Origin of the sequence: Deinococcus aquaedulcis (assembly GCF_019693445.1) — a bacterium.
Lineage (GTDB): Bacteria > Deinococcota > Deinococci > Deinococcales > Deinococcaceae > Deinococcus > Deinococcus aquaedulcis.
In genome coordinates, this window is the sequence record NZ_JAHRBL010000002.1 from 281,164 (window position 1) to 305,351 (window position 24,188).

The window sequence follows — 24,188 nt, forward strand, 5'->3', positions numbered from 1 at the left end:
GCCGGGACGGGGCAATCCCTGGTGCGCTTATACTCATCTCTTGGGACAAACGAATCAGGGCTCACAGTCTGGGCCCCCACGCCCCCAAGGAGGGATCAGTCGTGAAACTTCACGAATACCAGGGTAAGGAAATCCTGCGCCAGTTCGGCGTGAACGTTCAGGAAGGCAAAGTCGCCCGCACCCCCGACGAGGTGCGCCAGATCGCGCGCGAATACGGTCAGCCGGTGGTCGTCAAGGCCCAGGTGCACGTGGGCGGGCGCGGCAAGGCGGGCGGCGTGAAGTTCAGCCCCACCGAAGACAAGGCCTATGAAAACGGCGAGAAGATCCTGGGCATGGACATCAAGGGCCTCACCGTCAACAAGGTCCTGGTCACCAAGGCCGTGGACATTGACGCCGGCACCGAGTACTACGTGGGCATGATCGTGGACCGCAATGTCCAGAGCTACACCCTGATGGCCAGCGCCGAGGGCGGCATGGAAATCGAGGAAGTGGCCGAAGCCACCCCCGAGAAGATCATCAAGCACCGCGTGGACCCCGTCACCGGCCTGCGCCCCTACGAAGCGCGCGAAGTGGCCCTCAAGGCCGGCTTCAAGGGCAACCTCAACAAGATTGCCGACATGATGGTCAAGATGAGCGAGGCCGCGCTGAAGCGCGACGCCGTGCTGGTCGAAATCAACCCCCTGTTCGTGGGCCCTGACGGCACCCCGCTGGCGCTCGACACCAAGTTCGAGATTGACGACAACGCCATGTACCGCCACAAGGACCTGGCCGACTGGCGCGAACTGGAAGCCGAGCACCCCCTGGAAATCGAAGCCAGCAAGTACGGCTTTGCCTACGTGAAGCTCGACGGCAACGTGGGCGTGCTGGGCAACGGCGCGGGCATCGTGATGACCTCGCTGGACGTGGTGAACCGCGCCGGCGCCAAGCCCGCCAACTTCCTGGACATCGGCGGCGGCGCCAAGGCCGAAGTCGTGTACAACGCCGTGAAGCTGGTCAGCAAGGACAGCGACGTCAAGGCCATTTTCATCAACATCTTCGGCGGCATCACCCGCGCCGACGAGGTGGCCAAGGGCGTGATTCAGGCGCTGAACGAGGGCATCCTGACCAAGCCCGTGCGCATGCGCATCGCCGGCACGGCCGAGGACGAAGCCAAGGCGCTGCTGGCCGAAGTCAACAGCCCCCTGATCCAGATGTACCCCACCATGTTTGAGGCCGCCGACGAGGCCGCCAAGGAGGCGAACAAGTAATGGGTATTCTCGTTGGCAAGGACAGCAAGGTCATCGTGCAGGGCATGACCGGCCGCGAAGGCGCCAGCCACTCCCGCGCCATGCGCGACTTCGGCACCCAGGTCGTGGCGGGCGTAACCCCCGGCAAGGGCGGCACCGACTTCGAAGGCTGGCCGATCTACAACTCCGTGGCCGAGGCCAAAGAGAAGCACGGCGCCAACGTGTCGATCATCTTCGTGCCCCCGGCCGGCGCCGCTGACGCCGTGCTGGAAGCCGCCCACGCCGGCATGCCCCTGATCGTGCTGATCACCGAGGGCGTGCCCACCGTGGACATGATGAAGGCCGTGCAGGAAGTCAAGGCCCTGGACGCCGACAACCGCGCCGCTGGCGGCGAAGGCATCCGCCTGATCGGCGGCAACTGCCCCGGCCTCGTGACCAACGGCGAAGCCAAGGTGGGCATCATGCCCAACAAGATCTACGCCAACCCCGGCCGCATCGGCCTGATCAGCCGCTCCGGCACGCTGACCTACGAAGCCGCCAAGCTGCTGAACGACGCCGGTATGGGCACCAGCACCACCGTGGGCATCGGCGGCGACCCCGTGATCGGCACCACCTTCGCCGACGTGCTGCCCCTGTTCGAGGCCGACCCGGACACCGACGCCGTGGTGGTCATCGGTGAAATCGGCGGCGCCGACGAGGAAGCCGCCGCCGAGTACATCGCTGCCAACATGAAAAAGCCCGTCGTGGCCTTTATCTCTGGCCGCAGCGCGCCCGCCGGCAAGCGCATGGGCCACGCCGGCGCCATCATCATGGGCAACGTGGGGACCCCTGAAAGCAAGCTCGCCGCCTTCAAGGCCGCGAACGTGCCGGTGGCTGACACCATGCCCGAGATCGTGGATCTGGTCAAGCAGGCGCTGAACAAGTAAGCGCACCTTCTGGAGGGGGGCGAGCTGGAGTTTATCCTCGGCTCGCCCCCCTCCAGTCTCCCCCCACCCACCGGTGAAGACGCCGTCAGCTTGCGTCACCCACCCGTCAGCGCGGCGCGTAGACTGAAGGCATGACCCCGCGTGCTCTTTTGCCCCTCACCCTTCTGCTCGCGGCCCAGGCCTCGGCCCTGACCATTCAGGGCACCGTGGAGGGCGCCGCCAGCAGCGACCTGCGCGTCGCGGCGGTGGTGGTCAACCCCTTTGGCCAGGCCGTGCAGGAGGTTTCCAGCGTGCCCGTCGAAGGTGGCCGTTTCCGCCTGGAACTGCCCACCACGGCGCCCACCGCCCGCGCCCAGGTGACCCTCACCCCGCAAAACGTCAACTGGCCCGGCGTCATTGACCCCATTCAGGTCAGCACCCAGGCCCAGGTGGCGGAGCTGAAGTTCTTCACCTACCGCGACCTGAACAACAATGGCCGCCGCGACGAGAACGAAGCCCTGCGCGACGTGACCCCAGAGACCACCCGGGGCAACCTTTTCGTGGCCTGGGTCAATACCGACGTGACGGTGAAAGCGAACCGTGGCTACGAGGCGATGTTCAAGCGCGGCTGGAACGCTTTCCTGGTGGATGTTGGCCGCGCTGTGAAGGTGCAGCCCTTTACCGACACCACCGTGGTGACGGTCCGCTTGGCCCGATAAGACGATTTCAACAGGGGCGGCCAATTGACGGCCGCCCCTTGCTGCTCACCGAACAAAAGCTTCACGAATTAGCATAATCGTGAATAGATTCACTAGCGATCAGTGAGGCTGGGATGTTTAGAGGGCGGGGGCTGGCTGGACCATCGAATCCAGCCAGCCCCCGCCCTTATCCCACCGTTTTCTCGTAGGCCCGCAGGTATTGCGGCACGATCAAGCGCGGGTGAAAGCGGTGGACAGCAGCGTGTCGCCCGGCCGCCCCCAGCTGCTGGTACAGGTCGCGGTTGCGCAGCACGCGCAGCGCGGCGTCGGCCATGTGGTCCACGTCGCCCACGTCTGCCAGGAAGCCAGTCACGCCTTCGTCCACGACCTCAGGAATCCCTCCGGCCCGCGCGGCGACCACCGGCACCTCGCAGCTCATGGCTTCCAGCGCCGCCAGCCCGAAGCTCTCCTGCTGGCTGGGCAGGAGAAAGAGGTCACTGATGCCCAGCACCGTCTCCACATCTGGAAAAGAGCCCAGAAAGTGCGTGCGGCCAATGACTCCCAACTGCTGGGCCAGCTCAAAGGCGCGCGGGCGCTCTGGGCCGTCCCCGATCATCAGCAGGCGGGCTGGGATCTCGCTGGCCACGCGGGCAAACACCTGCACCACATCCGCCGCGCGTTTGACCGGGCGGAAGTTGCTGACATGCACCAGCAGGGCTTCATCTGGGTGGGCGAAGCGGGCGCGGACCGCTGGATCGGTCACCCGCACGAAGCGCTCGCTGTCCACGAAGTTGTGAATCACCTCGATCTCGCGCTCCACCCCAAAGACCTCGCGGGTGTGTTCGGCCAGATAGTGCGACACGGCCGTCACATGGTCGCTGCGCTCAATGGCGTGGCGCGTGGTGTGCCGGAACGCCGGTTCCAGGCCCACCAGGGTCACGTCGGTGCCGTGCAGTGTGGTCATCACGCGCGAGCGACCCGTGATGGCCCGCGCATGAATCGCCGCCGTGGCATGCGGAATGGCGTAGTGCGCGTGGGCCAGCTCCACGCCGTGTTCCAGAATCACCTCGGTCAGGGTGTTCGCGGCGGCCAGCTCGGGGTAAGGCTGATCGAACAGGGCGTAGGCGTAGCCGCTGACCTGATGAAAGTAGGGGCCCCGCATCCCGCCGTGGCCGGAGAGCCGGAACGGCTGGGCCGAGCCCACGAAATGCACCTCGTGGCCAGCGCGCGCCACCTGCAGGCCCAGTTCGGTAGCGACCACCCCGGAGCCCCCAGCACTGGCGTGGCACAGCACCGCCACTTTCATGTCGGCTCCAGAAGCGGGTGGGAACAGGGGAGAGCTGACGCCTTCATGAGTGCGAAGTATAGTCGCCTGCTCCCAGCCCAACCGTCTGAGGCCATCCCATCCGGACAGCGGGGCGGTCTGAAAAATGCCCTCTGACACAACTCTGACAGACTTGGCGCAGCGCGTTAAGACGCGGGGGGCAATCAGGGGCAAAGGGAGATACTTCACAACGGCGCGGGTGTGAAGCGCCTAAAAAGTGGTTCATGATTGCCGTCGTCACCGATTCCACCTGCGATCTGCACCCCGACCAGGCCAAGGGGCTTGGCATCCATGTGGTGCCGCTGCAGGTCACCATGCAGGGCCGCACACTGCTCGACTGGCAGGAGGTGGACCCGGACGCGGTGTACGACCACATGCGCGCCGGTGGCGAGGCCACCACAGCCCCGGTTCCCGCTGCCACCTTTGCCGACCTGTACCGCTCGTTGCTCAAGACCTACGATTCGGTACTTAGTGTGCATCTGTCCTCACAGCTCTCCGAAACGTTCAAGCACGCCCAGCAGGCCGCCGCCAGCCTGGGCGAAGGCGGGCGCGTGCTGGTGATGGACAGCGAGGTGGCCGGCGCGCCCCTCGCTGAAATCGCCATGGCCGCCAGCGCCGTGGCCCAGCAGGGTGCCGACCTGAAAACGGCAGCGGCCCGCGCCCAGGCGGTGGGGCAGGCCCTGTACGCCGAAATGAGCGTGCCCTCGCTGGAATACCTGCGCCGGGGCGGGCGCATCAGCCGCGCGCAGGCGTTTTTTGGGAACATGCTGGGAGTGCGGCCGATCCTGGAATTCGATCATGGCAAGCTCAAACCCGCCCGCCGCGCCAAGGTGGATCAGGCGGCCGGCGACATGCTCGCCAGCCTCAAGGCCCGCTTTGGCGACACCCCCGTGAGCGCCACCATCATGCACGCGGGGCGCGACACCGCCCGCATCAGCGCCCTGCGCAATGCCATGAACGCCAGCGGCCTGAACGTGCAAAAAGGCCGCGTGCAGCTCATGGGCCCGGTGATCGGGGCCCACGTGGGCCCCGGCACCTTCGGCTTTCTGGCCGTGCCCATTGAATAAGTAGACGGAGGCTTGAACGCCGCGCTTGCTGCCGCTCAAGGCGGGCCCAGCGCGGCGCGCTGTGTTGGGGTGTGGTGAACAGGCGCCAGAGACCTCCGTGGCCTTGCTCGCCGCTGGCTCTGAAACTCTGGCGGTTGAGGGGAGTCAGAACGGCTTCTCCCTCTTCTGTTCGCTCCAGGGCAACCTTGCCAGCCGAAGCAGGTGGCACGACTGCTGCCGCAAAAGCTCCTGAGCAATGCGGCGAACCGTTCCCGTACCCCGGCTGGCGCGACTCCATGAACACGAGGATTCCTCCCGTGTCCTTTGTGGCGGACTCGCCGAGCTGCTCTGCAGACGTTCAGTTTCGGAAGGCGGCGGAGCAGCGGGCGGTAAGCGGGTCTGCTGTTCCTTGCGCTTCTTCCGCAGCCTCCGCTTCCACCGTCCTGAACATCACTGCGGACCGTGACCCTGCCCCCTTGCACCAACCCACCCATACAAAGAGAGCAGGCCGGGTCACCCCGGCCTGTCCCCTGTCTCACCTCAACGCCCAGCCTCAGTTGTGACTGACGACCTCCAGCCGTTCCAGATACGCGGTGCCGCCTTCCAGCTCGGCCGCGAAGCCGTCGGCGGGGCCAAACACCAGCGTCTCGGCCAGCGTTTCGCTCATCAGGTACTCCTGCCACGCCTCGGCGGCTTCCCGCGCGTCGCCGCTCAGGTTCAGGTGCAGGGCGATGCGGTCTTGCACCTCAAAGCCCGCCTTCTTGCGCGCGTCCTGAACCCCGCGCACGAGGTCACGCGCCAGGCCCTCCAGCTCCAACTCGCGCGTCAGCGTGGTATCGAAAGCCACCAGATAGCCGGCCTCCTCCTGGGCGGCAAAACCCTCGGGCGACTGGGCGTCCACCAGCACCTCGTCGGGCCCCAGCTCAAAGCGCTCGCCTGTGGGGGCCACCACCTCAAACTGCTTGCCGTCGCGCACAAACCGGGCCACCTCACTGGCGTCGGCCGCCCCCAGGGCCGCGCGCACCTGCGGCACCGCCTTGCCAAACTTCTTGCCCAGCACTGGCAGGTTCGGACGCAGCTGATAGCGCACCAGTTCGGTGAACTGGTCCATCAGCTCCACCTCCTTGACGTTCAGCTCCTCTTTGAGCTGCTCGGCAAAGCGCCCCAGGGCCTGGGTCTGCTCGGCGGTGCGCGCCCGCACCATCACCTTGGGCAGCGGCTGACGCTGGCGTAGGCTGGTCTTGCCCCGCACCGCGCGCCCCAGGCTGACCACCCGCAGCACCGCGTCCATCTCGCCCACCAGGGTGGGGGCCGCCAGGGCCTCATCTACCACTGGCCAGGTGGTCAGGTGCACGCTCTCCGGGGCGCCCGGGTCCACGGACCGCACGAGGTTCCCGTACAGCGTCTCGGCCAGAAACGGCGTGAACGGCGCCGTGAGCTTGGTAACCGTCACCAGGGCAAAGTGCAGCGTGGCGTAGGCGTTGTGATCCGCGCCTTCCTCGCCGCCCCAGAAGCGGCGGCGGTTGCGCCGCACGTACCAGTTGCTCAGGTCCTCCACCACGAAGTCCTGCAGCGCGCGGCTGGCCCCGGTGGGATCGTAGTTCTCCAGGCGCTCGGTGACGGTGCCGATCAGGGCCTGCACCTTGGCCACCAGCCAGCGGTCCACCTCCGGGCGCTGGGCCACCGGGGCGGCGGCCTGCAGGTCCGGCCGGTCCAGGTTGGCGTACAGCACGAAGAAGGAATAGGTGTTCCACAGCGTCAGGAAGTACGAGCGGAACGCCTCGCCCACCAAGTTCATGCCAAAGCGGCGGCTGAGCTCGGGCGGCGCCGAGACGTACATGTACCAGCGGGCGGCGTCGGCGCCGTACTGCTCGAACACGTCCCAGGGATTCACCACGTTCCCCTTGCTCTTGGACATCTTCGCACCCTTCTCGTCCAGGATGTGTCCCGAGCAGATCACGGACTTATAGGCCACCGAGTCAAAGACCATCGTGCCGATCTGGTGCAGCGAGTTGAACCACCCACGCGTCTGGTCAATGGCCTCGGCGATGAAGTCGGCGGGAAAGCCACCCGCCTCGAACCTGTCCTTGTTCTCGAACGGGTAGTGGTGCTGCGCAAAGGGCATGGCGCCCGAGTCGTACCACACGTCCATCACGTACGGCACGCGCCGGAAGGTCTTGCCGCCCACCTCGAAGGTGATGTCGTCCACGAACGGGCGGTGCGGATCAAAGTCCGGCCCCGTCAGCTCCGGGCGCCCACTCAGTTCCGCCAACTCGGCGTAGCTGCCCACCACGCGGTATTCGCCGTCCTCGGCCTCCCACACCGGCAGCGGCGTGCCCCAGTAGCGGCTGCGTGACACGTTCCAGTCAATCAGGTTTTCCAGCCAGCCCCCGTAGCGCCCATTCTTGATGTGCGGCGGGTGCCAGCCAATGGTCTGGTTCAGTTCGATCAGGCGCGCCTTGAGGCGGGTGTTGTTCAGGTACCAGCTCTCGGTGGCGTAGTACATCAGCGGGGTGCCGCAGCGCCAGCAGTGCGGGTAGGCGTGCAGAAAGTTCTTCTCGCGCCACATCAGCCCCCGGGCGCGCAGGTCGCGCACGATCTCGGTGTTCGCGTCGCGGAAGAACACGCCCTGCCACGGCCCAAAGCGGTGCTTGCCCTCGCTGTCCACGCCCACGATCACCGGGAAGCCGTAATTCCGCGCCAGCCGCATGTCGTCCTCACCAAACGCCGGCGCCGTGTGCACGATGCCCGTGCCGTCGCTGTCCGAGACATAGGTGTCCAGCCCGCTCAGCCACACCGGCTTGCCCTCGCCTTCGGCCTCGTACGCCTCGGTGAACAGCGGCTCGTAGGCCACGCGCTCCAGCTCGGCGCCCCTGAACGTCCTGACCACCTCGGCTTCTTCGCCCAGCACAGCGTCTTTCAGGCTCTGGGCCAGGATCATCACCTGCCCGTCCTTGTCCCGGGCGGCCACGTACGTAAAATCCGGGTGGATCGCCACGCCCACGTTGTAGGGCAGCGTCCACGGCGTGGTCGTCCACACCAGGAACGCCGCGCCTTCCGGCAGCTCCAGTGCCCCCGGGTCCTTCAGCCGGAACGGCACATACACGCTGGGGTCCTGGATGTCCTTGTAACCCTCGCTGACTTCGGCATTGGAGAGCGTGGTGCCGTCCTTGGGGCAGTACGGCGCCACCCGGAAGCCCTTGTACAGCAGTCCCTTTTCATCCAGCCCCTTGACGCTCCACCAGATGCTCTCGATGTAATCCTTGTGCAGCGTCAGGTACGCGTCGTCCAGGTCCACCCAGTAGCCCATGCGCTCGGTAAAGCGCCGCCACTCGGCCTCGTACTCGAACACGCTGGCGCGGCACTCGGCATTGAAGCGGTCAATGCCGTAGGCCTCAACCTCGCGCTTGGAATTCAGGCCCAGCTTCTTTTCCACGCCCAGTTCCACCGGCAGGCCGTGGGTGTCCCAGCCCGCCTTGCGCGGCACGTGGTAGCCCTGCATGGTGCGGAAGCGCGGAAACAGATCCTTGAAGCTGCGCGCCTGCACGTGGTGCACGCCCGGCTGCCCGTTGGCGGTGGGCGGCCCCTCGTAGAAGGTAAAGACCGGTCCATCCTTGGTCTGCGCCAGCGAGCGCTCGAAGATGCCCTTTTCCTTCCAGAAGGCCAGGATGTCCCCCTCCAGGGCAGGAAAGTTGGGGTTTTGCGGCACGGGTTTAAAGGTGGTCATAGGAACTCCGGGGAACAGGGAAGAGGCGAAGGGACATGGGGGGCCAGGGCAGCGGGGATCACCCGCCTCCGAATCGGGCCTCGAATTTGCACGGTGCTCATGCCTTCACCTCCAGAACCAAACAAAGCGGCGCGTCTCAGCTGATCTGCTGGGACGCGCCGCATGGAAGCGTGTGCGTGGTACCACCCAACTTCGCCGCGTGCACGCGGCCTCGTTGCAGCCCTCTGCCGGAGGGTGTCCGGGCGGGTCTAATCGGCGCCCCTGATGGTCTCAGGATGGGCCTTTCTTCCGCCGGCGCGGGAGGTGATCTTCCGTGGGTGCGGCTGGCTGGCCAGGCTCTCACCGTCCCTGGCTCGCTCTGTGCTGCCCTGCGCCCCGTACTGTCCTCTCGGTCGCCTGTGTGTTGTCTCCACCCCACACCGGGGTGGCTTCTCATGGTAGGACGCCCGGGGGCGAGCGGTCAATCTGACCTGCCTGCTGGGCCCGGACAGGGTATGCTCGGGGCCTGCGCCCCTTCTGACCCAGCCACCTTTCTCACCCCGCGCATGTGTTTTTCGCCCGCAGGTGTATACAATCGCTTTCAGGGAGAACGGTTTATGGAATTCTTTATCGATACGGCCATCACGGATGAGATCCGCGAAATCAATGAATGGGGCGTCCTGGCGGGCGTCACCACCAACCCCAGCCTGATCGTGGCCTCCGGGCGCGACTTCCGCGAAGTGGTGCAGGAAATTGCGGCCCTGGTGGGCGGCGCCATCAGCGCCGAAGTCACGGCCCTGGACGCCGAGGGCATGATCAAGGAAGGCCGCGAGGTGGCCGCCTGGAGCGAGCACGTCGTGGTGAAGCTGCCCCTCACGCCCGCCGGCCTGAAAGCCTGCAAGGTGCTGACGGGCGAGGGCATCCGCACCAACGTCACCCTGTGCTTCAGCGTGCCGCAGGCCCTGCTGGCCGCCCGCGCGGGCGCCACCTACATCAGCCCCTTCGCCGGGCGTGTAGACGACATCGGCTGGGACGGCACCGAACTGATCCGCCAGATCAAGGAAGCCTACGTCCTGGGCGGCATTGAGACCAAGGTGCTGGCCGCCAGCATCCGCCACCCCATGCATGTGGTGCAGGCCGCCCTGGCCGGCGCCGACGTGGCGACCATTCCGTACAAGGTCTTTACCCAGATGATCAAGCACCCCCTGACCCAGGCGGGCCTGGACGGCTTTATGAAGGACTGGGCCAAGCGGGCCGGCGCCAGCCCGGAAACCCCGGCCAGCGAAGCCGGCACGAACCCCACGAGTGGGGGCGTGACCGAGCAGGGAGGCAGCAAGCAGTGACGGAGCCGAGCGGCGCCCTGCCCTTTCACGAACTGCAGCAGAAAATTCTGCCCGAACTGCACCTGCTGGCCGCCGGGTACGGCATTGAAAACTACCGCAAGCTGAAAAAAGACGCCCTGGCCTTTGCCATCATGGAGCGCCAGGCCGACGCCGAGGGCCAGCTGCTGGCGCGCGGCTACCTGGACATCAGCGCCGACGGCTACGGCTTCTTGCAGGCGGACCTGCTGGACCCCGCCAGCCGCACGGTGCTGGTGACCGCCGGCATCATCAAGCAGTTTCACCTGCGCACCGGCGACGAGATCATTGGCCGGGCCCGCAAGCCGCGCGAGAACGAACGCTACGGCTCGCTGGTGCAGGTTGAAGCCGTCAATGGCCTGGACCCCGACACCGCCCGGCGCCGCCCCCGCTTTGACGACCTGACCCCCACCTTTCCCGAAGCCCAGCTGGTGCTGGAAGACCCCGGGATGGGCGAGGGCCTGTCACTGCGCGTGGTGGACCTGCTGGTGCCCATCGGGCGCGGGCAGCGCGCGCTGATCGTGGCGCCGCCCAAAGCCGGCAAGACCACCCTGCTCAAGAAAATCGCCAACTCCATCGTCAAGAACTACCCCGATGTGACGGTGATGGTGCTGCTGGTGGACGAGCGCCCCGAGGAAGTGACCGACTTCCGCGAAAGTGTGCAGGGCGCGCAGGTGATTGCCAGCACCTTCGACGAGCCCCCGCAGCACCACGTCCGCGTGGCCGAATTCGTGCACGAGCGCGCCCGCCGCATCGTGGAAGAGGGCGGCCATGTGGTGATTCTGCTCGACTCGATCACCCGTCTGGCCCGCGCAAACAACCTCGTGACCCCCCCGACCGGGCGCACCCTGTCCGGCGGTCTGGATTCCAACGCGCTGCACTGGCCCAAGCGCTTTCTGGGCGCGGCGCGTAACATCCGCGAGGGCGGCTCGCTGACCATCCTGGCCACGGCCCTGGTGGAAACCGGCAGCCGCATGGACGACGTGATCTTCGAGGAGTTCAAGGGCACCGGCAACGCTGAACTGGTGCTCTCGCGCCGCCTGGAAGAGCGCCGCATCTTCCCGGCCCTGGACATCCTGAAATCCGGCACCCGCCGCGAGGAACTGCTGCTGCAGCCCGAAGTCCTGAAGAAAATGTGGCTGCTGCGCAAGGTGATCAGCGACATGGATCCGGCCGACGCCATGGAAATGTTGCTCTCGCGCATGGGCAAAACCCGCAACAACGTTGAATTCCTGCAGGGTCTGGCGGGCGGGTAAAAACCCGCCGCGCCCCCCTTCCATTTTCGGAGTCTGCTCTTGTCTCGATCCCGCTTTCGCGGCCTGTCCCGTCTGGCCGCCCTCTGTGCCCTGCTGGGCGCTGCGTCTACACAGGCCACGCCTTTGCTGTCCTGGCTCGCCGAGCCCTCGCCCCAGGCCCTGGCGGCCAGCCCCGACGTGGTGCTGACCCGCGACACCGGCGAGCGTGCCCTGCAACTGGTGACCGACGGCCGCACCACCCCCGCCCAGCTGGCGCGGCGCTACGGCGTGCCCAGCGCCCACCTGACCCTGGTTGACCGCCAGCCCGGCGTGCGCACCTGGCAGCTGGCCCTGCCCGGCGCCGTGACCGAGCGCGCCCCGGAGCGCCCGGATTCGGTGCTGTCCTACCGCGTGCGCCCCGGCGACACCATGGCGGGCGTGGCGGCCCGTTTTGGCCTGCCGCTGGTGGACCTGCTGGGCATGAACCTGGACCGCACCAGCCTGGACCGCCTGCAGCCCGGCAGCCGCCTGAACGTCCCCACCGGGCCCCGGGGCCTGCTCGTGCGCATCAAGCCCGGCCAGAGTGCGCTGTCCCTGATCGCAGGCTACGGTGCCGACCTCGTCGAGACCGCCCGCGCCAACGACGTGCTGCCCACCGAACTGCAGGTGGGTGACGAGCTGCTGCTGCCCGGCATCCGCGCCACCGGCTTTGCCCAGCAGCTGGCCGACCGCCGCGAGGCCGAGCGCCGCGCCGCCCTGGCTGCGCAGCGTCAGGTTCAGTACGAGCGCTTCCTGGCCTGGAAGAAGGGCCGTGAGCGCGCCCGCCTGGAAGCCAGGTACGCCGCCCAGGCCAAGTATGAAGAGTACCTCGCCTGGAAAAGCAGCCCCGAGCGCCAGGCCCGCATCCAGGCCTACGAGCGCCAGGCCCAGTACGAGGCCGCGCAGGCGGCCGCTCAGGCCCGGGCTCGCGCGGCCGCCACCGCCCGCGCCATCACGGCCGCGCCCAGCACCCGCGCCGCCGCCACTGGTAGCCGCTCGCTGGTGTGGCCCATGCGCAACTACCGCCTGACCAGCCGCTACGGCGAGCGCGACATTGAATTCCACCGCCAGGTGTTCCACGGCGGCATTGACCTCGCCGCGCCCTACGGCACGCCCATCTACGCGGCGGCCGACGGCACCGTCTCCGAAAGCGGGTACGGCGACTACGGCCTGAACGTGTACACCCGCAGCGGCAACAGCCTGCTTATTTACGGCCACATGAGCCGTACGGCGGTGGTCGCCGGGCAGCAGGTGCGTCAGGGTGATCTGCTGGGCTATATCGGCTGCACTGGCATCTGCACGGGGCCCCACCTGCACTTTGAGGTGCGTCTCTCCGGGCAGACGGTGGACCCGCTGGCGATGCTGCCATGACCACCCCCGAAGCAGCTCCCCTGCGCCTGCTGGTCGTGGACGACGAGGCACAGATTCTGGAACTGCTTGAACTGACCCTGAGTCTTCAGGGTTTCGATGTCACCACCGCCCCCAACGGCCCGGCGGCCCTGGAGGCCTTGCCGGGCTGCGCCCCCGACGTCATCGTGATGGACGTGCTGATGACCCCCTGGGACGGCTTTGAGACGGTGCGCCGGATGCTGGCGGCGGTGGGTTCGTCGCTGCCCCCCGTGGTGTTTCTATCCGGTCTTGCCCGGCCCACCCCACCCGAACTGGGCCCGCGCATTCAGGAGCACTACCTCCTTAAGCCCTTCCGGCCCTCGCAACTGGTGGAAGCCATCCGCCGCGCGCACGCCGACGGCGCGGCCTGGACCCAAAACTGACCCCATCCATCTGGCTCGACTGGCCCTGGCGATGGGGTCAGTTTTTCGCCATACTGCCCCCATGAGCGACGTGCAGACTGGAACCCCCGCCCTGAAGCAGGGCTTTGCCGAGATGTTCAAGGGCGGCGTGATCATGGACGTGGTCACCGCCGATCAGGCCCGCATTGCCGAGGCCGCTGGCGCCACCGCTGTGATGGCCCTCGAGCGCGTGCCCGCCGACATCCGCAAGGACGGCGGCGTGGCCCGCATGAGCGACCCCAAGATGATCAAGGAGATCATCGCCGCCGTGTCCATCCCCGTGATGGCCAAGGTGCGCATTGGGCATATCGTCGAAGCCCAGATTCTGCAGGCCATCGGCGTGGATTTCATTGACGAGTCCGAGGTGCTGACCCCCGCCGACGACCAGTACCACATCCTGAAAACGGACTTCAAAGTGCCTTTCGTGTGCGGTGCCAAGAACCTGGGCGAGGCCCTGCGCCGCGTGGGCGAGGGCGCCAGCATGATTCGCACCAAGGGCGAGGCTGGCACCGGCAACGTCATTGAGGCTGTGCGCCACGCCCGCACCGTGCTGGGCGAAATCCGCGCCATTCAGGCCCGCCCCGCCGAGGAACTGATGACCGTGGCCCGCGACCTGCAGGCCCCCTACGAACTGGTAAAGTACGTGCACGCCAACGGCAAGCTGCCGGTCGTGAACTTCGCTGCCGGCGGCGTGGCCACCCCCGCCGACGCTGCACTGATGATGGCCCTGGGCCTGGACGGCGTGTTCGTGGGCAGCGGCATCTTCAAGAGCGACAACCCCGAGCGCCGCGCGCAGGCCATCGTGAAGGCCGTGACCCACTTCCAGAACCCCGAGGTGCTGGCCGAGATCAGCGAGGACCTGGGCGCCCCCATGACCGGCATCAACATTGACGACCTGATTCCCGCCGAGCGGCTGGCCACCCGGGGCTGGTAAGCATGTCTGCCGCTGGCCCCCGCGTGGGCGTCCTGGCTCTGCAGGGTGCGTTCCGCGAACACCGTGCGCGCCTGGAAGCCCTGGGCGCCGCCGTGGCCGAGGTGCGCCTGCCGGGTGATCTCGCCGGGCTCTCCGGCCTGATCCTGCCCGGCGGCGAGAGCACCACCATGGCCCGCCTGATGGGGGAGTTCGGCCTCTGGGCCCCCGTGCGTGATTTCCATGCGGCGGGCGGCCACCTCTGGGGCACCTGCGCCGGCGCCATCCTGCTGGCCCGCGAGGTGCAGGGCGCCCCCCCCCAGTTCGGGCACCAGGACAGCCTTGCCCTGCTGGACGTCACCGTGCAGCGCAACGCCTTTGGCCGCCAGATTGATTCCTTCACCACCGACCTGAAGCTTGAGGGCCTGGACGCCCCGTTGCCGGCCGTGTTTATCCGCGCGCCCGCCTTTGCCCGGGTGGGGGAGGGGGTCCAGGTGCTCGCGACCCACGAGGGCCAGACCGTGGCGGTACAGCAGGGCCGGGTGCTGGCCACCGCCTTCCACCCCGAGCTGACCGGCGACCTGCGCCTGCACGAGCTGTTCCTGAACCGTCTGAGGACACTGACCCCAGCCTGAACAACAACGAAGAGGTGAAGTTGCTCCCTACATTCCCTTTCCAGCCCCAAAAGAACGCCCGCAGCTCTGCTGGATGGCAACAGGGCACGCGGGGTTCACCTGGCAGTTGGGGGCTGGTCCTGCTGGCCGGCGGCGCCTACGCGGCCTACCGCTTTGTGCCCGCTGTCTAGGAGCAGGTCCGTGACCTGATGGGCCGGGTGAACCCGGGCGCCGAAGGCAACCTGCACCGCGCCAATGACGCCGCAAAAGACGCGGTACACGATATCTCCCAGGGCCGCAACCCCAGTGACGCGCTGGGTCAGGCGGGTGGTGAACTGCGCCGCGCTGGCGAGAAGACCGCCGACGCCCTGCGCGACGATGTTCGGCAGAACCTGCGGAGGAACGAAGCATGACCCTCGTTGATCACGGCACGGTCCTGACGCGCATCAACTGGACAGGCATCCTCGCCGGTCTGGCCGTGGGCGTGGTGACCCAGCTCGCCCTCAGTGCTCTGGGTGTGGCCTTTGGCGCCGCCTACGCTGACACGGCCGGCGGCCTCGCCATGGGCACGATTCTCTGGCTGGCGGTCTCACTGCTGATCTCCTCGTGGCTGGCGGGTCTGACGGCCGCCCGCGCTGCAGGTTACCTGACCCCGGCCCAGGGGCGTTTTAACGGCCTGCTGACGGGCGCCCTGCTCTCGCTGCTGACGACGCTGTTCCTGAGCAACGCCCTGACCGCTGGCTACCGCACGGCCAGCAACATCCTGGGCAGCGCTGCCGGGGCCGTGGGTGCGGCTGGCAACGCGGCCGTCAACGGCGGCGCCGGGCAGAGCGATGTTGTCCAGAGCGTGCTGAACGGCCTGGATGAGCAGGAAATCGGCCAGATTATTGGTGACAGCGCGCCCGAACTGAGCCAGGAGCAGGCCACGGCCGCCACCCGCGTGGTCAGCGGCATCATCCAGCGCGCCAGCCGTGATCTGGGGCGCAACCTGGGTGACATCAGCAACCTGGGCGACTTCGTGAAAAACCGCTTGGACAACATCAGCAGCGCCCTGCAGGGCCAGGACTTCGTGAACCGTCTGCAGCGCCAGGGCCTGAGCGCGCCCGAAGCGCAGGCCACCGCGCAAGCCATCAGCAAGCGGGCCACAGAAGTGTGCCAGCAGGCCGAAGAAGCTGCCGCCGCCACCGAACGCATTGTGCGCAAGACCGCCAACACGGCGGAGTGGGGCTTCCTGCTGGCCCTGGGCGTCATTCTGGGCTTTGCGACCCTCGGCGGTGGCATGGGCGCCGATGTGCCCAAACACACCGCTGTGACCACCGGCCGCGACCCCGAAACCCGCTTGTAAGCAAAAGTCCCCTCTTGAGGCCCCGTTCTGGGGCCTTTTCTGTTGTCGCAGGTTCAGGAAAGCCAGCGCCTGAACAGACTGGTCAGGGAAGAGACGGCATCATTCCAGAGAGCTGGCAGATAGGAGGTAGGCTCCTCCACGAGGATGGGCGCAAAATAATGTGCTGAAGATTGAAGGAGCAGGATCAGAAGACAGCCCTAATAGAAAATTCACGATCAGGCAAAATCGTGAATCTATTCACTTTTTAAGGCGGATTCCCACTCTCTTCCTCAACCTTCGCTGAGAGCCGATTCACTTCGCCTGCCCTATGCTGCAGCGATGGCGCAGAGCGTTTTCGAGCATCAGGGCGCGCGGCTCCATGTGGAGCACAGCGGCACAGGAGAGAGGCCGGTGGTCCTGATTCACGGCCTCAGCGGCTCGGGGCGCTGGTGGCGCTTCAATGTCAGCGCCCTCAAGGCCCACCACCACGTGTACACCCTGGAGCTCAGCGGCTATGGCCGAGCCCGGCGCCAGCGGGCCCTCGGCGTGCGCGAGGCCGCCGCCCTGGTCACCGCGTGGCTGGAGCACGAGAACCTGCAGGACGCGGCGCTGGTGGGCCACTCCATGGGCGGGCACGTCAGCATGCATGTGGCCGCGCGCTGCCCGGACCGCGTGAGCCGGCTGGTGCTGGTGTGCGCCAGCGGCCTGCTGCGGGCCAGTGCCGCCCGCACCGCTCTACACCTACCACGTGCCGCGCTGCTGGGTGACCGGCGCTTTCTGTCCACCATCCTGCTGGACGCCGCTCTGGCCGGGCCCATAAACCTGTGGCGCAACGCGGTAAACCTGCTGAACGACTCGGTGCAGGACGCTCTGCCCGGCATTCGCGCCCGCACGCTGATCATCTGGGGCGAGCGCGACGTGCTGGTGCCGCTGCCCCTGGGCCAGCTGCTGCATGAGGCGCTCCCTGGCTCGCGCCTGGAAGTGATCCCGCGCGCCGGGCATATTGTGATGGTGGACGCCCCCCGCGCCTTTAACCGCCTGCTACGCACCTTTCTCGACGAGCCGCTCGACCCGCAACCCGCTCCCCCTGGACCGGCGTGAGGGGAACGCCGGTTTTCTGTACCGTCAATGGCCTGCGCACCCACGCGCGGCGTCTGGGCCAGGGCCCACCACTGGTCTTGGTCCCCGGCCTGGGCTGCGCCGCCTGGATGTACCACCGGGTCGCCCACGAACTGGCCCGTGAGCGCACGGTCTATCTGTACGATCCACCCGGCCACGGTCTCAGTGAGGGCCGCGCGGACTTTCCCCTGTGCATTGAGCATCTCACGGACCACCTCGCTGCGTGGCTGGCGGCAATGGACCTGCGCGGCGTGCCGGTGTTCGGCCATTCGCTGGGGGGAGAGGTGATGTTCGACCTCGCCGCCCGTTACCCAGGGGCCACCTGCGCCCTGATCGCCTGCGCCCCCACCGGCATCCCGGAAAACCCTAGCGTGCGCGTGCAGTTCCTGCGCCTGCTGCTGGACCTGCCCCGCGAACGCTGGGGGCTGCTGCTGCCCGGCCTACGTGCCTACACCCGCTGCGGCGCCCGCCGCATGTACCATCTGGCCCGTGATCAGGAAGCGCACATGACCGGCCCGCTGCTGGGCCGCGTGGAAGTGCCCACCCTCCTGCTGGACGGCCTGGCCGACCCGGTGGTGCAGTCGTGGACCATCTGGCAGATCCATGAGGCCATTCCCCACACGGTGATCCGCCAGATCCCCGGCGCCACCCACGCCATGACCGACAGCTTTCCCCGTGCGGTGGCCCGTTACACGCTGGATTTCTTAAAGATCGTGGGGCAATGAAACGAAACATTCACGATCTGATATAATCGTGAATGTTTTCACTTATCTCTCAATAGACAAGAGGGCATCCGAGCCCTCTTCCCTTATTCGTCCTTTGCCACCTGCAGCCCCACCTCGGCCAGCTGCGCGCCCTCGACAGGGGAGGGCGCCAGGGCCAGCAGGTCCACACCCCGGTTGTTCTTCGGGAACGCAATCACCTCGCGGATGCTCGCCGCGCCGCTGAGCACCATCACCAGGCGATCAAAGCCCCAGGCGATGCCGCCGTGGGGGGGCGTGCCATATTCCAGGGCGTCGAGGAAGAAGCCGAACTTCTCGCGCGCCTGTTCAGGGCTCAGGCCAATGGCGGTGAACATCTGCCCCTGCACCGCCGGGTCGTGAATGCGGATGCTGCCGCCACCGATCTCGAAGCCGTTGAGCACGAGGTCATACGCCTGGGCGCGGATCTCACCCTGCCGCTCGGTGCCGAACAGGAGCAGATCGTCCGGGTGCGGCGCGGTGAAGGGGTGGTGCATGTAGGTCCAGGTGCCGGACTCTTCGTCGAATTCCAGCTGCGGGAAGTCGGTCACCCAGCTCACGTGGAACTGGGGCCCCGTTGCCGCGAGGTCCAACAGGTCACGCAGCGCCAGCCGCACTGCCCCCAGCGCCGAGACGGCCTTTTTCCACTCACCTGCCGCGAACAGCAGCGTGCCGCCCTGCTCGACCCCCGTGCGCTCGATCAGCGCCGCCGCCTGCGCGCCCACGAATTTGCTGATGCCGCCGGTAAAGCCCTCGCCGTCGCGCTTGAGCCACGCCAGCCCCCGCGCGCCGTTCTGCTTGGCCACGCGCTCCAGTTCGTCAATCTGCTTGCGGGTGAGTTCTGGGGCCGAAAGTACCTTCACGGTCTGCGCCTCGGCAAAGGCCTTGAACTCGCCGCCCTGAAACAGATCGGTGACGTCCACGAATTCCAGGCCAAAGCGCTGGTCCGGCTTGTCGGAGCCGAAGCGGTTCATGGCGTCCATGTACGGCAGGCGGGGAAAGGGGAGAGGCAACTGCACGCCCACCGTCTCGCGCACCACATGGGCCAGCAGCTCTTCTTGCGTGGAGAGCACGTCGTCCTGGTCCACAAAGGACATTTCCATGTCCAGCTGCGTGAAGTCCGGCTGGCGGTCGGCGCGCAGGTCCTCGTCGCGGAAGCAGCGCGCCAGCTGGTAGTAGCGGTCAAAGCCCGCGATCATCAGCATCTGCTTGAACAGCTGCGGGCTCTGCGGCAGCGCGTAGAATTCACCGGGGTTCTGGCGGCTGGGCACCAGAAAGTCGCGCGCGCCTTCGGGCGTGGACTTGGTGAGCATGGGCGTTTCCACCTGCACGAAGCCGGCCGCGTCCAGAAAGGCCGTCACAGCGGTCACTGCCTTGGAGCGCAGCAGCAGGCCGCGCTGCATCTCCGGGCGCCGCAGGTCCAGGTAGCGGTACTTTAGGCGGATGTCCTCTGACACCTGATCGCCCTTGTCCAGCTCGAACGGCGGAGTTTTGGCCGCGTTCAGCACCTTTACCCGCGTGGCGAGCACCTCGTAGTCGCCCAGGCCGCCCTTGCGCTGGCTTTCGGGGCGCAGTTGAAAGCGGCCCTCCACCTCAGCCACGTACTCGGCGCGCAGGCGGTCAGCGTCGGCAAACGCAGGCGAATCCGGCTCCACCTGCACCTGCACCGTGCCGCTCCGGTCGCGCAGTTCGGCGAAAATCAGCCCGCCCAGGTCGCGGCGGCGGCTGACCCAGCCCTGCAGGGTGACGGTCTGCCCGGCGTGCGTGTCGTTGAGGTGGCCCATCATGGCGGTGCGTTTCATGCGTGCTCCTGCGGGTGCTGGGCAAGTTGCCCCTGTAAGAAGGTGTGCAGGTCGCGGGTGTGCACGCTCGTCTGCGTGCCCGTGACCAGGTTTTTGATGCTGAGGGTGTCCCCCTCGACTTCCTGCGAACCGATGAGGGCCACGAGGCGCGCGCCCCGGCGTTCGGCGTCGCGGAAGGCCGTGCCCGGCTTCAGCGCGCGGTAGGCAAATTCTGCCCGGCCCACCCGGCGGGCGCCTAACGCCACCGTGGCGGCGTAGCCCACGTTCTGTTCGTCCAGCGCGGCCACGTACAGCAGTGGGCCTTCGGGGGCCGGCAGCGCGCGGCCTTCGGCCTCCAGCGCCAGTAGCAGCCGCTCCACGCCAAACGCCCAGCCGATTCCCGGGACCGTCTCCTTGCTGCCCAGTTCCTGCGCCAGACCGTCGTAGCGGCCCCCGCCCCCCAGCGCGGACTTGGCCCCTACGCCCTCGTGGTGCAGTTCCCAGGCCGTGCGCCGGTAATAGTCCAGCCCGCGCACGATGCTGGGGTCAAGGTCGTACGCCACGTCCCAGGTGTCCAGGTACCGCTGCACCGCCTCAAAGTGGGTTCTTGCCTCCTGGCCCAGGAAATCCAGCATGGGCCGCACGCCCAGCCGGGCAATCAGGGCCTGATCGTCCTCGCTCTTGGAATCCAGAATGCGCATGGGATTGCGGCCCAGGCGGTCTTTGGACGGCTCAGATAGAGCATCAATATGCGGCGTGAACACCCCGCGCAGATACTCGTTGTAGGCCTCGCGGTCTTCCGGGTCGCCAATGCTGCCCAGCTTGACCCGCACGCCCTTCAAGCCCAGGGCCTGCACCACCTGCACCATCAGGGCAATCGCCTCGGCGTCCACCAGGGCGTCCGCGCTGCCCAGCACCTCGTAATCCACCTGGTGAAACTGGCGCAGCCGCCCTGCCTGTACATTTTCAGCGCGGAACATAGGGCCGTGGGTCCAGAGCTTCAGCGGACTGGGCAGCTGCTTGAGCCCATTTTGCAGATACGCCCGGACAATCCCCGCCGTGCCTTCCGGGCGCAGGATGTACCCGCCGTGGTCCCCGAAGTAATAGACGGTGAACATCTCCTTGCGCACGATGTCGGTGGAGCCGCCCACGCCGCGCTTCACCAGTTCGGCTTCTTCAAACAGCGGCGTATCGATGCGCTGCGCGCCGGCGCGCTCCAGCACGCCGCGCGCGGTCTGCACCAGCCAGGCATGGGTTTGCGCCGAAACATCAAGCGTGAGTTTCGGGCTGCCGGCTGGCAGGTGGTCTTCGGTGCCCTTGGGGCGTTTGATCGCCATAACAGAGCGGAGCATAGCGCGGGGCGCCGGGGCAGATGGAGGCCAGGGGAGAGGTGAGGCCCCTTTCCACTCAGGCCGGCGCCGGCTCCAGCTCAAACACCACCACCTCGGCCGGGCAGGCCCAGCGCAGCGGCACGCCGGTCACCCCCAGCCCCTGCGACACAAAGCCCAGTGCCTCACCCGCCGGGGCCTGGGTGGGCTGGCCCTCGGCGGGCGACTGCACAATGCGGGTGCCCCGCACCCAGCCGCGCAGCACGTTCAGCAGTGTGGAGTGCTTCTTCAGCGCCCCGAACAGCGGCAGCCGCACCTGCCCGCCATGCGTATGCCCGCTGAGGGTCAGGCCCACCCAGGCCGGCACCTGGGTGAGGTAATCGGGGTTGTGCGCCAGCAGCACCACCGCGCCGCCCGCCCTGCCGCGCAGCGCCGCGTCCAGGTCCTGGGTGCCAAACCACCAGTCGTCCACGCCTGCCACGTACAGGTCGTCGCGCAGCTGCACGCCCGCGTTGTTGATCAGCCTGACCCCCGCCAGCCGCAGCCGCTCGGCAAAGGTGGTGCGCGCGGCGTTGGTGTTCAGGCTGGTCCAGTCGTGGTTGCCCCACACCCCGTAGACCCCCAGCGGCGCCTGCAGGCGCGAAAGTTCATCCAGCAGTTTGCGGTGACGCCGGGTGCCCACCCCACTGTCCAGAAAATCGCCGGTAATCACGATCACGTCTGGCTGCGTCTCCATGACCGCCGCAACCCAGCGCCGCACCGAGCGGTGCCCCACGAACAGGCCGTAATGCAGGTCGCTGAGCTGCGCCACGCGCACTGGGCGCGTGAGGCCGGGCAGCGCGACCCGTTGCCGGTTGACCACGAAGCGGTAGGAATTGGACACGGACGCGGCGCCCAGGGCCAGGGACCCCAGACCAGCAGCGCGCAGCACACGGGAAGCAGCCATGTCCCAGAGCTTATGCCCAAAGGGCAAAGGACCGCCGGCGCGAACACCAGCGGTCCCCAAAGAACGGTCCTTACTGCCGAACGCTGAAGGGCAGCCCCGTGGACTGCCGGCCCGCCACTTCCACGAACAGCCAGCTGCCGCCCACCGGGGCGTCGGCCGGCACGGTGAGCACGATTTCGCTGTCGGTCCACGAGCGCACCGCGCTGGCAGGGAAGAGGTAGCCACCCTGGCCGCGCTCGTCGGCGCCCAGGCGCACCCGGCCGGTGCTGGGCCCGCCCAGGTAGCGGCCCTGAATGGTGACGGTGCCGCCGCGCGCCGCCGCTTCGGACACCTTGATGAGCATGGGGGTCACCGTCACCATGGCGGTCTGCTGCGCAGGCGCGCAGGCCACCAGGGGCGCGGTCAACACTAAAGAAGCAACCAAGAAACGCAGCATGCTTAAGCCTCCGTGCCCGCAGTGTAATACATGCGATGACCGCCCCTGTGCCCCCCCTTGCCCCCCAGGGCCCCCTGCGCGGCCAGCGCGTGCTCGTGGTGTTCAACCCCAAGAGCGGCAGCGGCGACAGCCAGTTGCCCCTCTTTCTGTCCCTGTTGCGTGCCGAGGGCGCCGAGGTGACCGAGCGCGAGCTGAAGCCAGACACCCCCATGCACGAGTATGTGGGCGACCTCAAAGATTTTGACGTGGTCGTGGCCGCCGGCGGCGACGGCACCGTGAGCAGCCTCGCCTACGCTGCCCGGCACACCGACATTCCCCTGCTGGCCTTTCCGGCCGGCACCGCCAACCTGATCGCCCTGAACCTGGAGCTGCCCCATGACGCCGCCGCCCTGGTGGAGATCATGGCCCAGGGCCACACCCTGCGCCTGGACATGGGCGAGGTGAACGTCAAGGGTGAGACCAGCGGCTTTTGCATGCTGGCCGGTGCCGGCGCCGATGCCAGCATGATCCGCGACAGCGAGGACCTGAAAGCCCGCTACGGCGAACTGGCCTATGTGATCAGCGCCATGAAGCAGCTGAACCCCAAGAAGACCACCTTTCACCTGGAAATTGACGGGGAAAAACGCGATTTTGAAGGCATTGGCGTGATGGTGGCGAACTTCGGCATGGCGAACTACCGCCTGCCCATCACCAGTGCCATCAGCCCCGCCGACGGCCGCTTTACCGTCATTCTGATGAAGGCCGGGAATATCCTGCGCCTGCTGCCCAACATCATTGACTCGGTGCGCGTAAAGCTGAACTTAGGCGACCCCATCTTCAGCGGCAACCTCGAAACCCTGGAAGCCCGCACGGTGAAGGTGGACGCCGATGATCCTTTCCCGCTGCAGTACGACGGCGAACTGCACGTGGAAACCACCCCCTTTGAGGCCCGCATTCTCCCCGGCGCCGTGCGTTTTCTGACCCCCGCCCAGCGCACTGACTTGGAGACCTGAGCAAAGCCCGTCTGGGACGGCAAAAAACAGGCGGCCTCACAGGAGGGCCAGGAAGGGGCCTCGGCGCGCGGCTGAGGGGTAAAGTACGGGCATGGGCGCCGAGTTTCGCACCTGCCGTGTTTGTCAGCAACTCCTTTCGGTGGCGGCATTTCCCAAAAATCGCCCTGACGGGAGTCGGCACTATCGTTGCCTCAATTGTCAGGCAGCAGCCTACCGTCAGCGCTATGCCCAGGATGATCGGCGTCGCGTTTTTCAGATTGCCTACACTATGAATGGCAGTGTGCTCAGACGTTTTCCCCACTTCAGTCCTCTTGCACCGGAGATGTTGGTGGCATTGCTCTGCGAAACGCCAGCTTGTGCCTATTGCGGCCTGCCGAATGATCGATGTGGTCTGGGCTTCCAGATTGATCACATTCATCCTCTAAGTCGGGGCGGGCGTCACGAGATGGACAACCTCGCGCTCGCCTGCGCGCAATGCAACCGGGCCAAATGGGACCTCACCCGAGACGAGTTTGAGCGCTGGCTGGCGCGAGCTGCCCAGCGTCTCGCTGCCTCTCAATTCAATGTTCTATAATTCCACTTATGAAACATAAGGGATGGGGATGACGGGTGCCGCCCTGGTCCTGGCCTCACGTTGGGCCAGTGCTGCCAACCGCCGTCGTGAGGGCCTT

22 protein-coding genes are annotated in these 24,188 nt (G+C 66.9%); 16 read left to right on the plus strand and 6 right to left on the minus strand.

Annotated features, from left to right (window positions below; all coding sequences use genetic code 11):
• The first annotated feature begins 101 nt into the window (after window positions 1-101).
• The 3 genes from sucC (at window position 102) to KMW22_RS04330 (ending at window position 2,850) form a co-directional block, all read left to right on the plus strand.
• Complete coding sequence (gene sucC / locus KMW22_RS04320) at window positions 102-1,247, plus strand: ADP-forming succinate--CoA ligase subunit beta (RefSeq protein ID WP_221088796.1); 1,146 nt, start codon at window positions 102-104, stop codon at window positions 1,245-1,247.
• Window positions 1,247-2,152 (plus strand): succinate--CoA ligase subunit alpha, encoded by a 906-nt coding sequence (gene sucD / locus KMW22_RS04325; RefSeq protein WP_221088797.1) that lies wholly within the window; start codon window positions 1,247-1,249, stop codon window positions 2,150-2,152. Before sucC ends, sucD begins: the two co-directional genes overlap by 1 nt.
• 131 nt (window positions 2,153-2,283) lie before the next feature.
• A complete protein-coding gene (locus KMW22_RS04330; protein ID WP_221088798.1) occupies window positions 2,284-2,850 on the plus strand; it encodes a hypothetical protein in 567 nt (188 codons plus the stop codon).
• 166 nt (window positions 2,851-3,016) lie between these two features.
• On the opposite strand, the gene bshA is transcribed toward KMW22_RS04330, so the two are convergent.
• On the minus strand, window positions 3,017-4,135 hold the full coding sequence (bshA, locus tag KMW22_RS04335) for an N-acetyl-alpha-D-glucosaminyl L-malate synthase BshA (protein ID WP_221088799.1): 1,119 nt from the start codon (window positions 4,133-4,135) through the stop codon (window positions 3,017-3,019).
• Window positions 4,136-4,377: 242 nt separating this feature from the next.
• Here bshA and KMW22_RS04340 point away from each other — a divergent pair, with 242 nt between their 5' ends.
• Window positions 4,378-5,220, plus strand: coding sequence for a DegV family protein (locus KMW22_RS04340; protein ID WP_221088800.1), 843 nt, complete (start codon window positions 4,378-4,380; stop codon window positions 5,218-5,220).
• A 532-nt stretch (window positions 5,221-5,752) separates the two neighbouring features.
• Here KMW22_RS04340 and ileS read toward each other — a convergent pair.
• Window positions 5,753-8,926 carry an isoleucine--tRNA ligase gene (gene ileS / locus KMW22_RS04345; RefSeq protein WP_221088801.1) on the minus strand — a complete coding sequence of 1,058 codons (3,174 nt, stop codon included), beginning with the start codon at window positions 8,924-8,926 and terminating at the stop codon, window positions 5,753-5,755.
• 596 nt (window positions 8,927-9,522) lie between these two features.
• Here ileS and fsa point away from each other — a divergent pair.
• The 10 genes from fsa (at window position 9,523) to KMW22_RS04395 (ending at window position 18,019) form a co-directional block, all read left to right on the plus strand.
• Window positions 9,523-10,248: a fructose-6-phosphate aldolase gene (fsa, locus tag KMW22_RS04350; protein WP_221088802.1), complete on the plus strand. Its 726-nt coding sequence runs from the start codon at window positions 9,523-9,525 to the stop codon at window positions 10,246-10,248.
• Window positions 10,245-11,519: a transcription termination factor Rho gene (rho, locus tag KMW22_RS04355; protein ID WP_328774593.1), complete on the plus strand. Its 1,275-nt coding sequence runs from the start codon at window positions 10,245-10,247 to the stop codon at window positions 11,517-11,519. Before fsa ends, rho begins: the two co-directional genes overlap by 4 nt.
• A 39-nt stretch (window positions 11,520-11,558) precedes the next feature.
• On the plus strand, window positions 11,559-12,908 hold the full coding sequence (locus KMW22_RS04360; protein WP_235692559.1) for a M23 family metallopeptidase: 1,350 nt from the start codon (window positions 11,559-11,561) through the stop codon (window positions 12,906-12,908).
• On the plus strand, window positions 12,905-13,309 hold the full coding sequence (locus KMW22_RS04365) for a response regulator (RefSeq protein WP_221088803.1): 405 nt from the start codon (window positions 12,905-12,907) through the stop codon (window positions 13,307-13,309). Before KMW22_RS04360 ends, KMW22_RS04365 begins: the two co-directional genes overlap by 4 nt.
• 61 nt (window positions 13,310-13,370) lie before the next feature.
• Window positions 13,371-14,261, plus strand: coding sequence for a pyridoxal 5'-phosphate synthase lyase subunit PdxS (gene pdxS, locus KMW22_RS04370; RefSeq protein ID WP_221088804.1), 891 nt, complete (start codon window positions 13,371-13,373; stop codon window positions 14,259-14,261).
• A gap of 2 nt (window positions 14,262-14,263) precedes the next feature.
• Window positions 14,264-14,872 carry a pyridoxal 5'-phosphate synthase glutaminase subunit PdxT gene (pdxT, locus tag KMW22_RS04375; protein WP_221088805.1) on the plus strand — a complete coding sequence of 203 codons (609 nt, stop codon included), beginning with the start codon at window positions 14,264-14,266 and terminating at the stop codon, window positions 14,870-14,872.
• A 188-nt stretch (window positions 14,873-15,060) separates the two neighbouring features.
• Window positions 15,061-15,264, plus strand: coding sequence for a hypothetical protein (locus KMW22_RS04380; RefSeq protein ID WP_221088806.1), 204 nt, complete (start codon window positions 15,061-15,063; stop codon window positions 15,262-15,264).
• A complete protein-coding gene (locus KMW22_RS04385; protein WP_221088807.1) occupies window positions 15,261-16,196 on the plus strand; it encodes a hypothetical protein in 936 nt (311 codons plus the stop codon). The genes KMW22_RS04380 and KMW22_RS04385 overlap by 4 nt, the downstream gene beginning before the upstream one ends.
• A gap of 318 nt (window positions 16,197-16,514) precedes the next feature.
• A complete protein-coding gene (locus KMW22_RS04390) occupies window positions 16,515-17,276 on the plus strand; it encodes an alpha/beta fold hydrolase (RefSeq protein ID WP_221088808.1) in 762 nt (253 codons plus the stop codon).
• On the plus strand, window positions 17,273-18,019 hold the full coding sequence (locus tag KMW22_RS04395) for an alpha/beta fold hydrolase (protein WP_221088809.1): 747 nt from the start codon (window positions 17,273-17,275) through the stop codon (window positions 18,017-18,019). Before KMW22_RS04390 ends, KMW22_RS04395 begins: the two co-directional genes overlap by 4 nt.
• A gap of 83 nt (window positions 18,020-18,102) precedes the next feature.
• Here KMW22_RS04395 and aspS read toward each other — a convergent pair whose 3' ends face one another.
• The 4 genes from aspS to KMW22_RS04415 form a co-directional block, all read right to left on the minus strand.
• Window positions 18,103-19,836: an aspartate--tRNA ligase gene (gene aspS, locus KMW22_RS04400; RefSeq protein WP_221088810.1), complete on the minus strand. Its 1,734-nt coding sequence runs from the start codon at window positions 19,834-19,836 to the stop codon at window positions 18,103-18,105.
• Window positions 19,833-21,152: a histidine--tRNA ligase gene (gene hisS, locus KMW22_RS04405; RefSeq protein WP_221088811.1), complete on the minus strand. Its 1,320-nt coding sequence runs from the start codon at window positions 21,150-21,152 to the stop codon at window positions 19,833-19,835. Before hisS ends, aspS begins: the two co-directional genes overlap by 4 nt.
• 70 nt (window positions 21,153-21,222) lie before the next feature.
• Window positions 21,223-22,089 (minus strand): metallophosphoesterase, encoded by an 867-nt coding sequence (locus KMW22_RS04410; RefSeq protein WP_221088812.1) that lies wholly within the window; start codon window positions 22,087-22,089, stop codon window positions 21,223-21,225.
• 70 nt (window positions 22,090-22,159) lie between these two features.
• The gene (locus KMW22_RS04415; protein WP_221088813.1) at window positions 22,160-22,525 is read right to left on the minus strand and encodes an IPT/TIG domain-containing protein; all 366 of its coding nucleotides are present in this window, start codon (window positions 22,523-22,525) and stop codon (window positions 22,160-22,162) included.
• Window positions 22,526-22,560: 35 nt separating this feature from the next.
• Here KMW22_RS04415 and KMW22_RS04420 point away from each other — a divergent pair, with 35 nt between their 5' ends.
• Together KMW22_RS04420 and KMW22_RS04425 are read left to right on the plus strand one after the other, a co-directional pair.
• Window positions 22,561-23,517 (plus strand): diacylglycerol/lipid kinase family protein, encoded by a 957-nt coding sequence (locus tag KMW22_RS04420; protein ID WP_221088814.1) that lies wholly within the window; start codon window positions 22,561-22,563, stop codon window positions 23,515-23,517.
• A gap of 91 nt (window positions 23,518-23,608) precedes the next feature.
• Window positions 23,609-24,091, plus strand: coding sequence for an HNH endonuclease (locus tag KMW22_RS04425; RefSeq protein ID WP_221088815.1), 483 nt, complete (start codon window positions 23,609-23,611; stop codon window positions 24,089-24,091).
• Window positions 24,092-24,188: the final 97 nt, after the last annotated feature.

What these genes read in the sequence shown, in the direction of transcription:
- sucD (WP_221088797.1), top strand. Translation starts at nt 1,247, where the DNA reads ATGGGTATTCTCGTTGGCAAGGACAGCAAGGTCATCGTGCAGGGCATG.
- KMW22_RS04330 (WP_221088798.1), top strand. Translation starts at nt 2,284, where the DNA reads ATGACCCCGCGTGCTCTTTTGCCCCTCACCCTTCTGCTCGCGGCCCAG.
- bshA (WP_221088799.1), bottom strand. Translation starts at nt 4,135, where the DNA reads ATGAAAGTGGCGGTGCTGTGCCACGCCAGTGCTGGGGGCTCCGGGGTG.
- KMW22_RS04340 (WP_221088800.1), top strand. Translation starts at nt 4,378, where the DNA reads ATGATTGCCGTCGTCACCGATTCCACCTGCGATCTGCACCCCGACCAG.
- ileS (WP_221088801.1), bottom strand. Translation starts at nt 8,926, where the DNA reads ATGACCACCTTTAAACCCGTGCCGCAAAACCCCAACTTTCCTGCCCTG.
- fsa (WP_221088802.1), top strand. Translation starts at nt 9,523, where the DNA reads ATGGAATTCTTTATCGATACGGCCATCACGGATGAGATCCGCGAAATC.
- KMW22_RS04365 (WP_221088803.1), top strand. Translation starts at nt 12,905, where the DNA reads ATGACCACCCCCGAAGCAGCTCCCCTGCGCCTGCTGGTCGTGGACGAC.
- pdxS (WP_221088804.1), top strand. Translation starts at nt 13,371, where the DNA reads ATGAGCGACGTGCAGACTGGAACCCCCGCCCTGAAGCAGGGCTTTGCC.
- pdxT (WP_221088805.1), top strand. Translation starts at nt 14,264, where the DNA reads ATGTCTGCCGCTGGCCCCCGCGTGGGCGTCCTGGCTCTGCAGGGTGCG.
- KMW22_RS04380 (WP_221088806.1), top strand. Translation starts at nt 15,061, where the DNA reads ATGGGCCGGGTGAACCCGGGCGCCGAAGGCAACCTGCACCGCGCCAAT.
- KMW22_RS04385 (WP_221088807.1), top strand. Translation starts at nt 15,261, where the DNA reads ATGACCCTCGTTGATCACGGCACGGTCCTGACGCGCATCAACTGGACA.
- KMW22_RS04390 (WP_221088808.1), top strand. Translation starts at nt 16,515, where the DNA reads ATGGCGCAGAGCGTTTTCGAGCATCAGGGCGCGCGGCTCCATGTGGAG.
- aspS (WP_221088810.1), bottom strand. Translation starts at nt 19,836, where the DNA reads ATGAAACGCACCGCCATGATGGGCCACCTCAACGACACGCACGCCGGG.
- hisS (WP_221088811.1), bottom strand. Translation starts at nt 21,152, where the DNA reads ATGGCGATCAAACGCCCCAAGGGCACCGAAGACCACCTGCCAGCCGGC.
- KMW22_RS04410 (WP_221088812.1), bottom strand. Translation starts at nt 22,089, where the DNA reads ATGGCTGCTTCCCGTGTGCTGCGCGCTGCTGGTCTGGGGTCCCTGGCC.
- KMW22_RS04415 (WP_221088813.1), bottom strand. Translation starts at nt 22,525, where the DNA reads ATGCTGCGTTTCTTGGTTGCTTCTTTAGTGTTGACCGCGCCCCTGGTG.
- KMW22_RS04420 (WP_221088814.1), top strand. Translation starts at nt 22,561, where the DNA reads ATGACCGCCCCTGTGCCCCCCCTTGCCCCCCAGGGCCCCCTGCGCGGC.
- KMW22_RS04425 (WP_221088815.1), top strand. Translation starts at nt 23,609, where the DNA reads ATGGGCGCCGAGTTTCGCACCTGCCGTGTTTGTCAGCAACTCCTTTCG.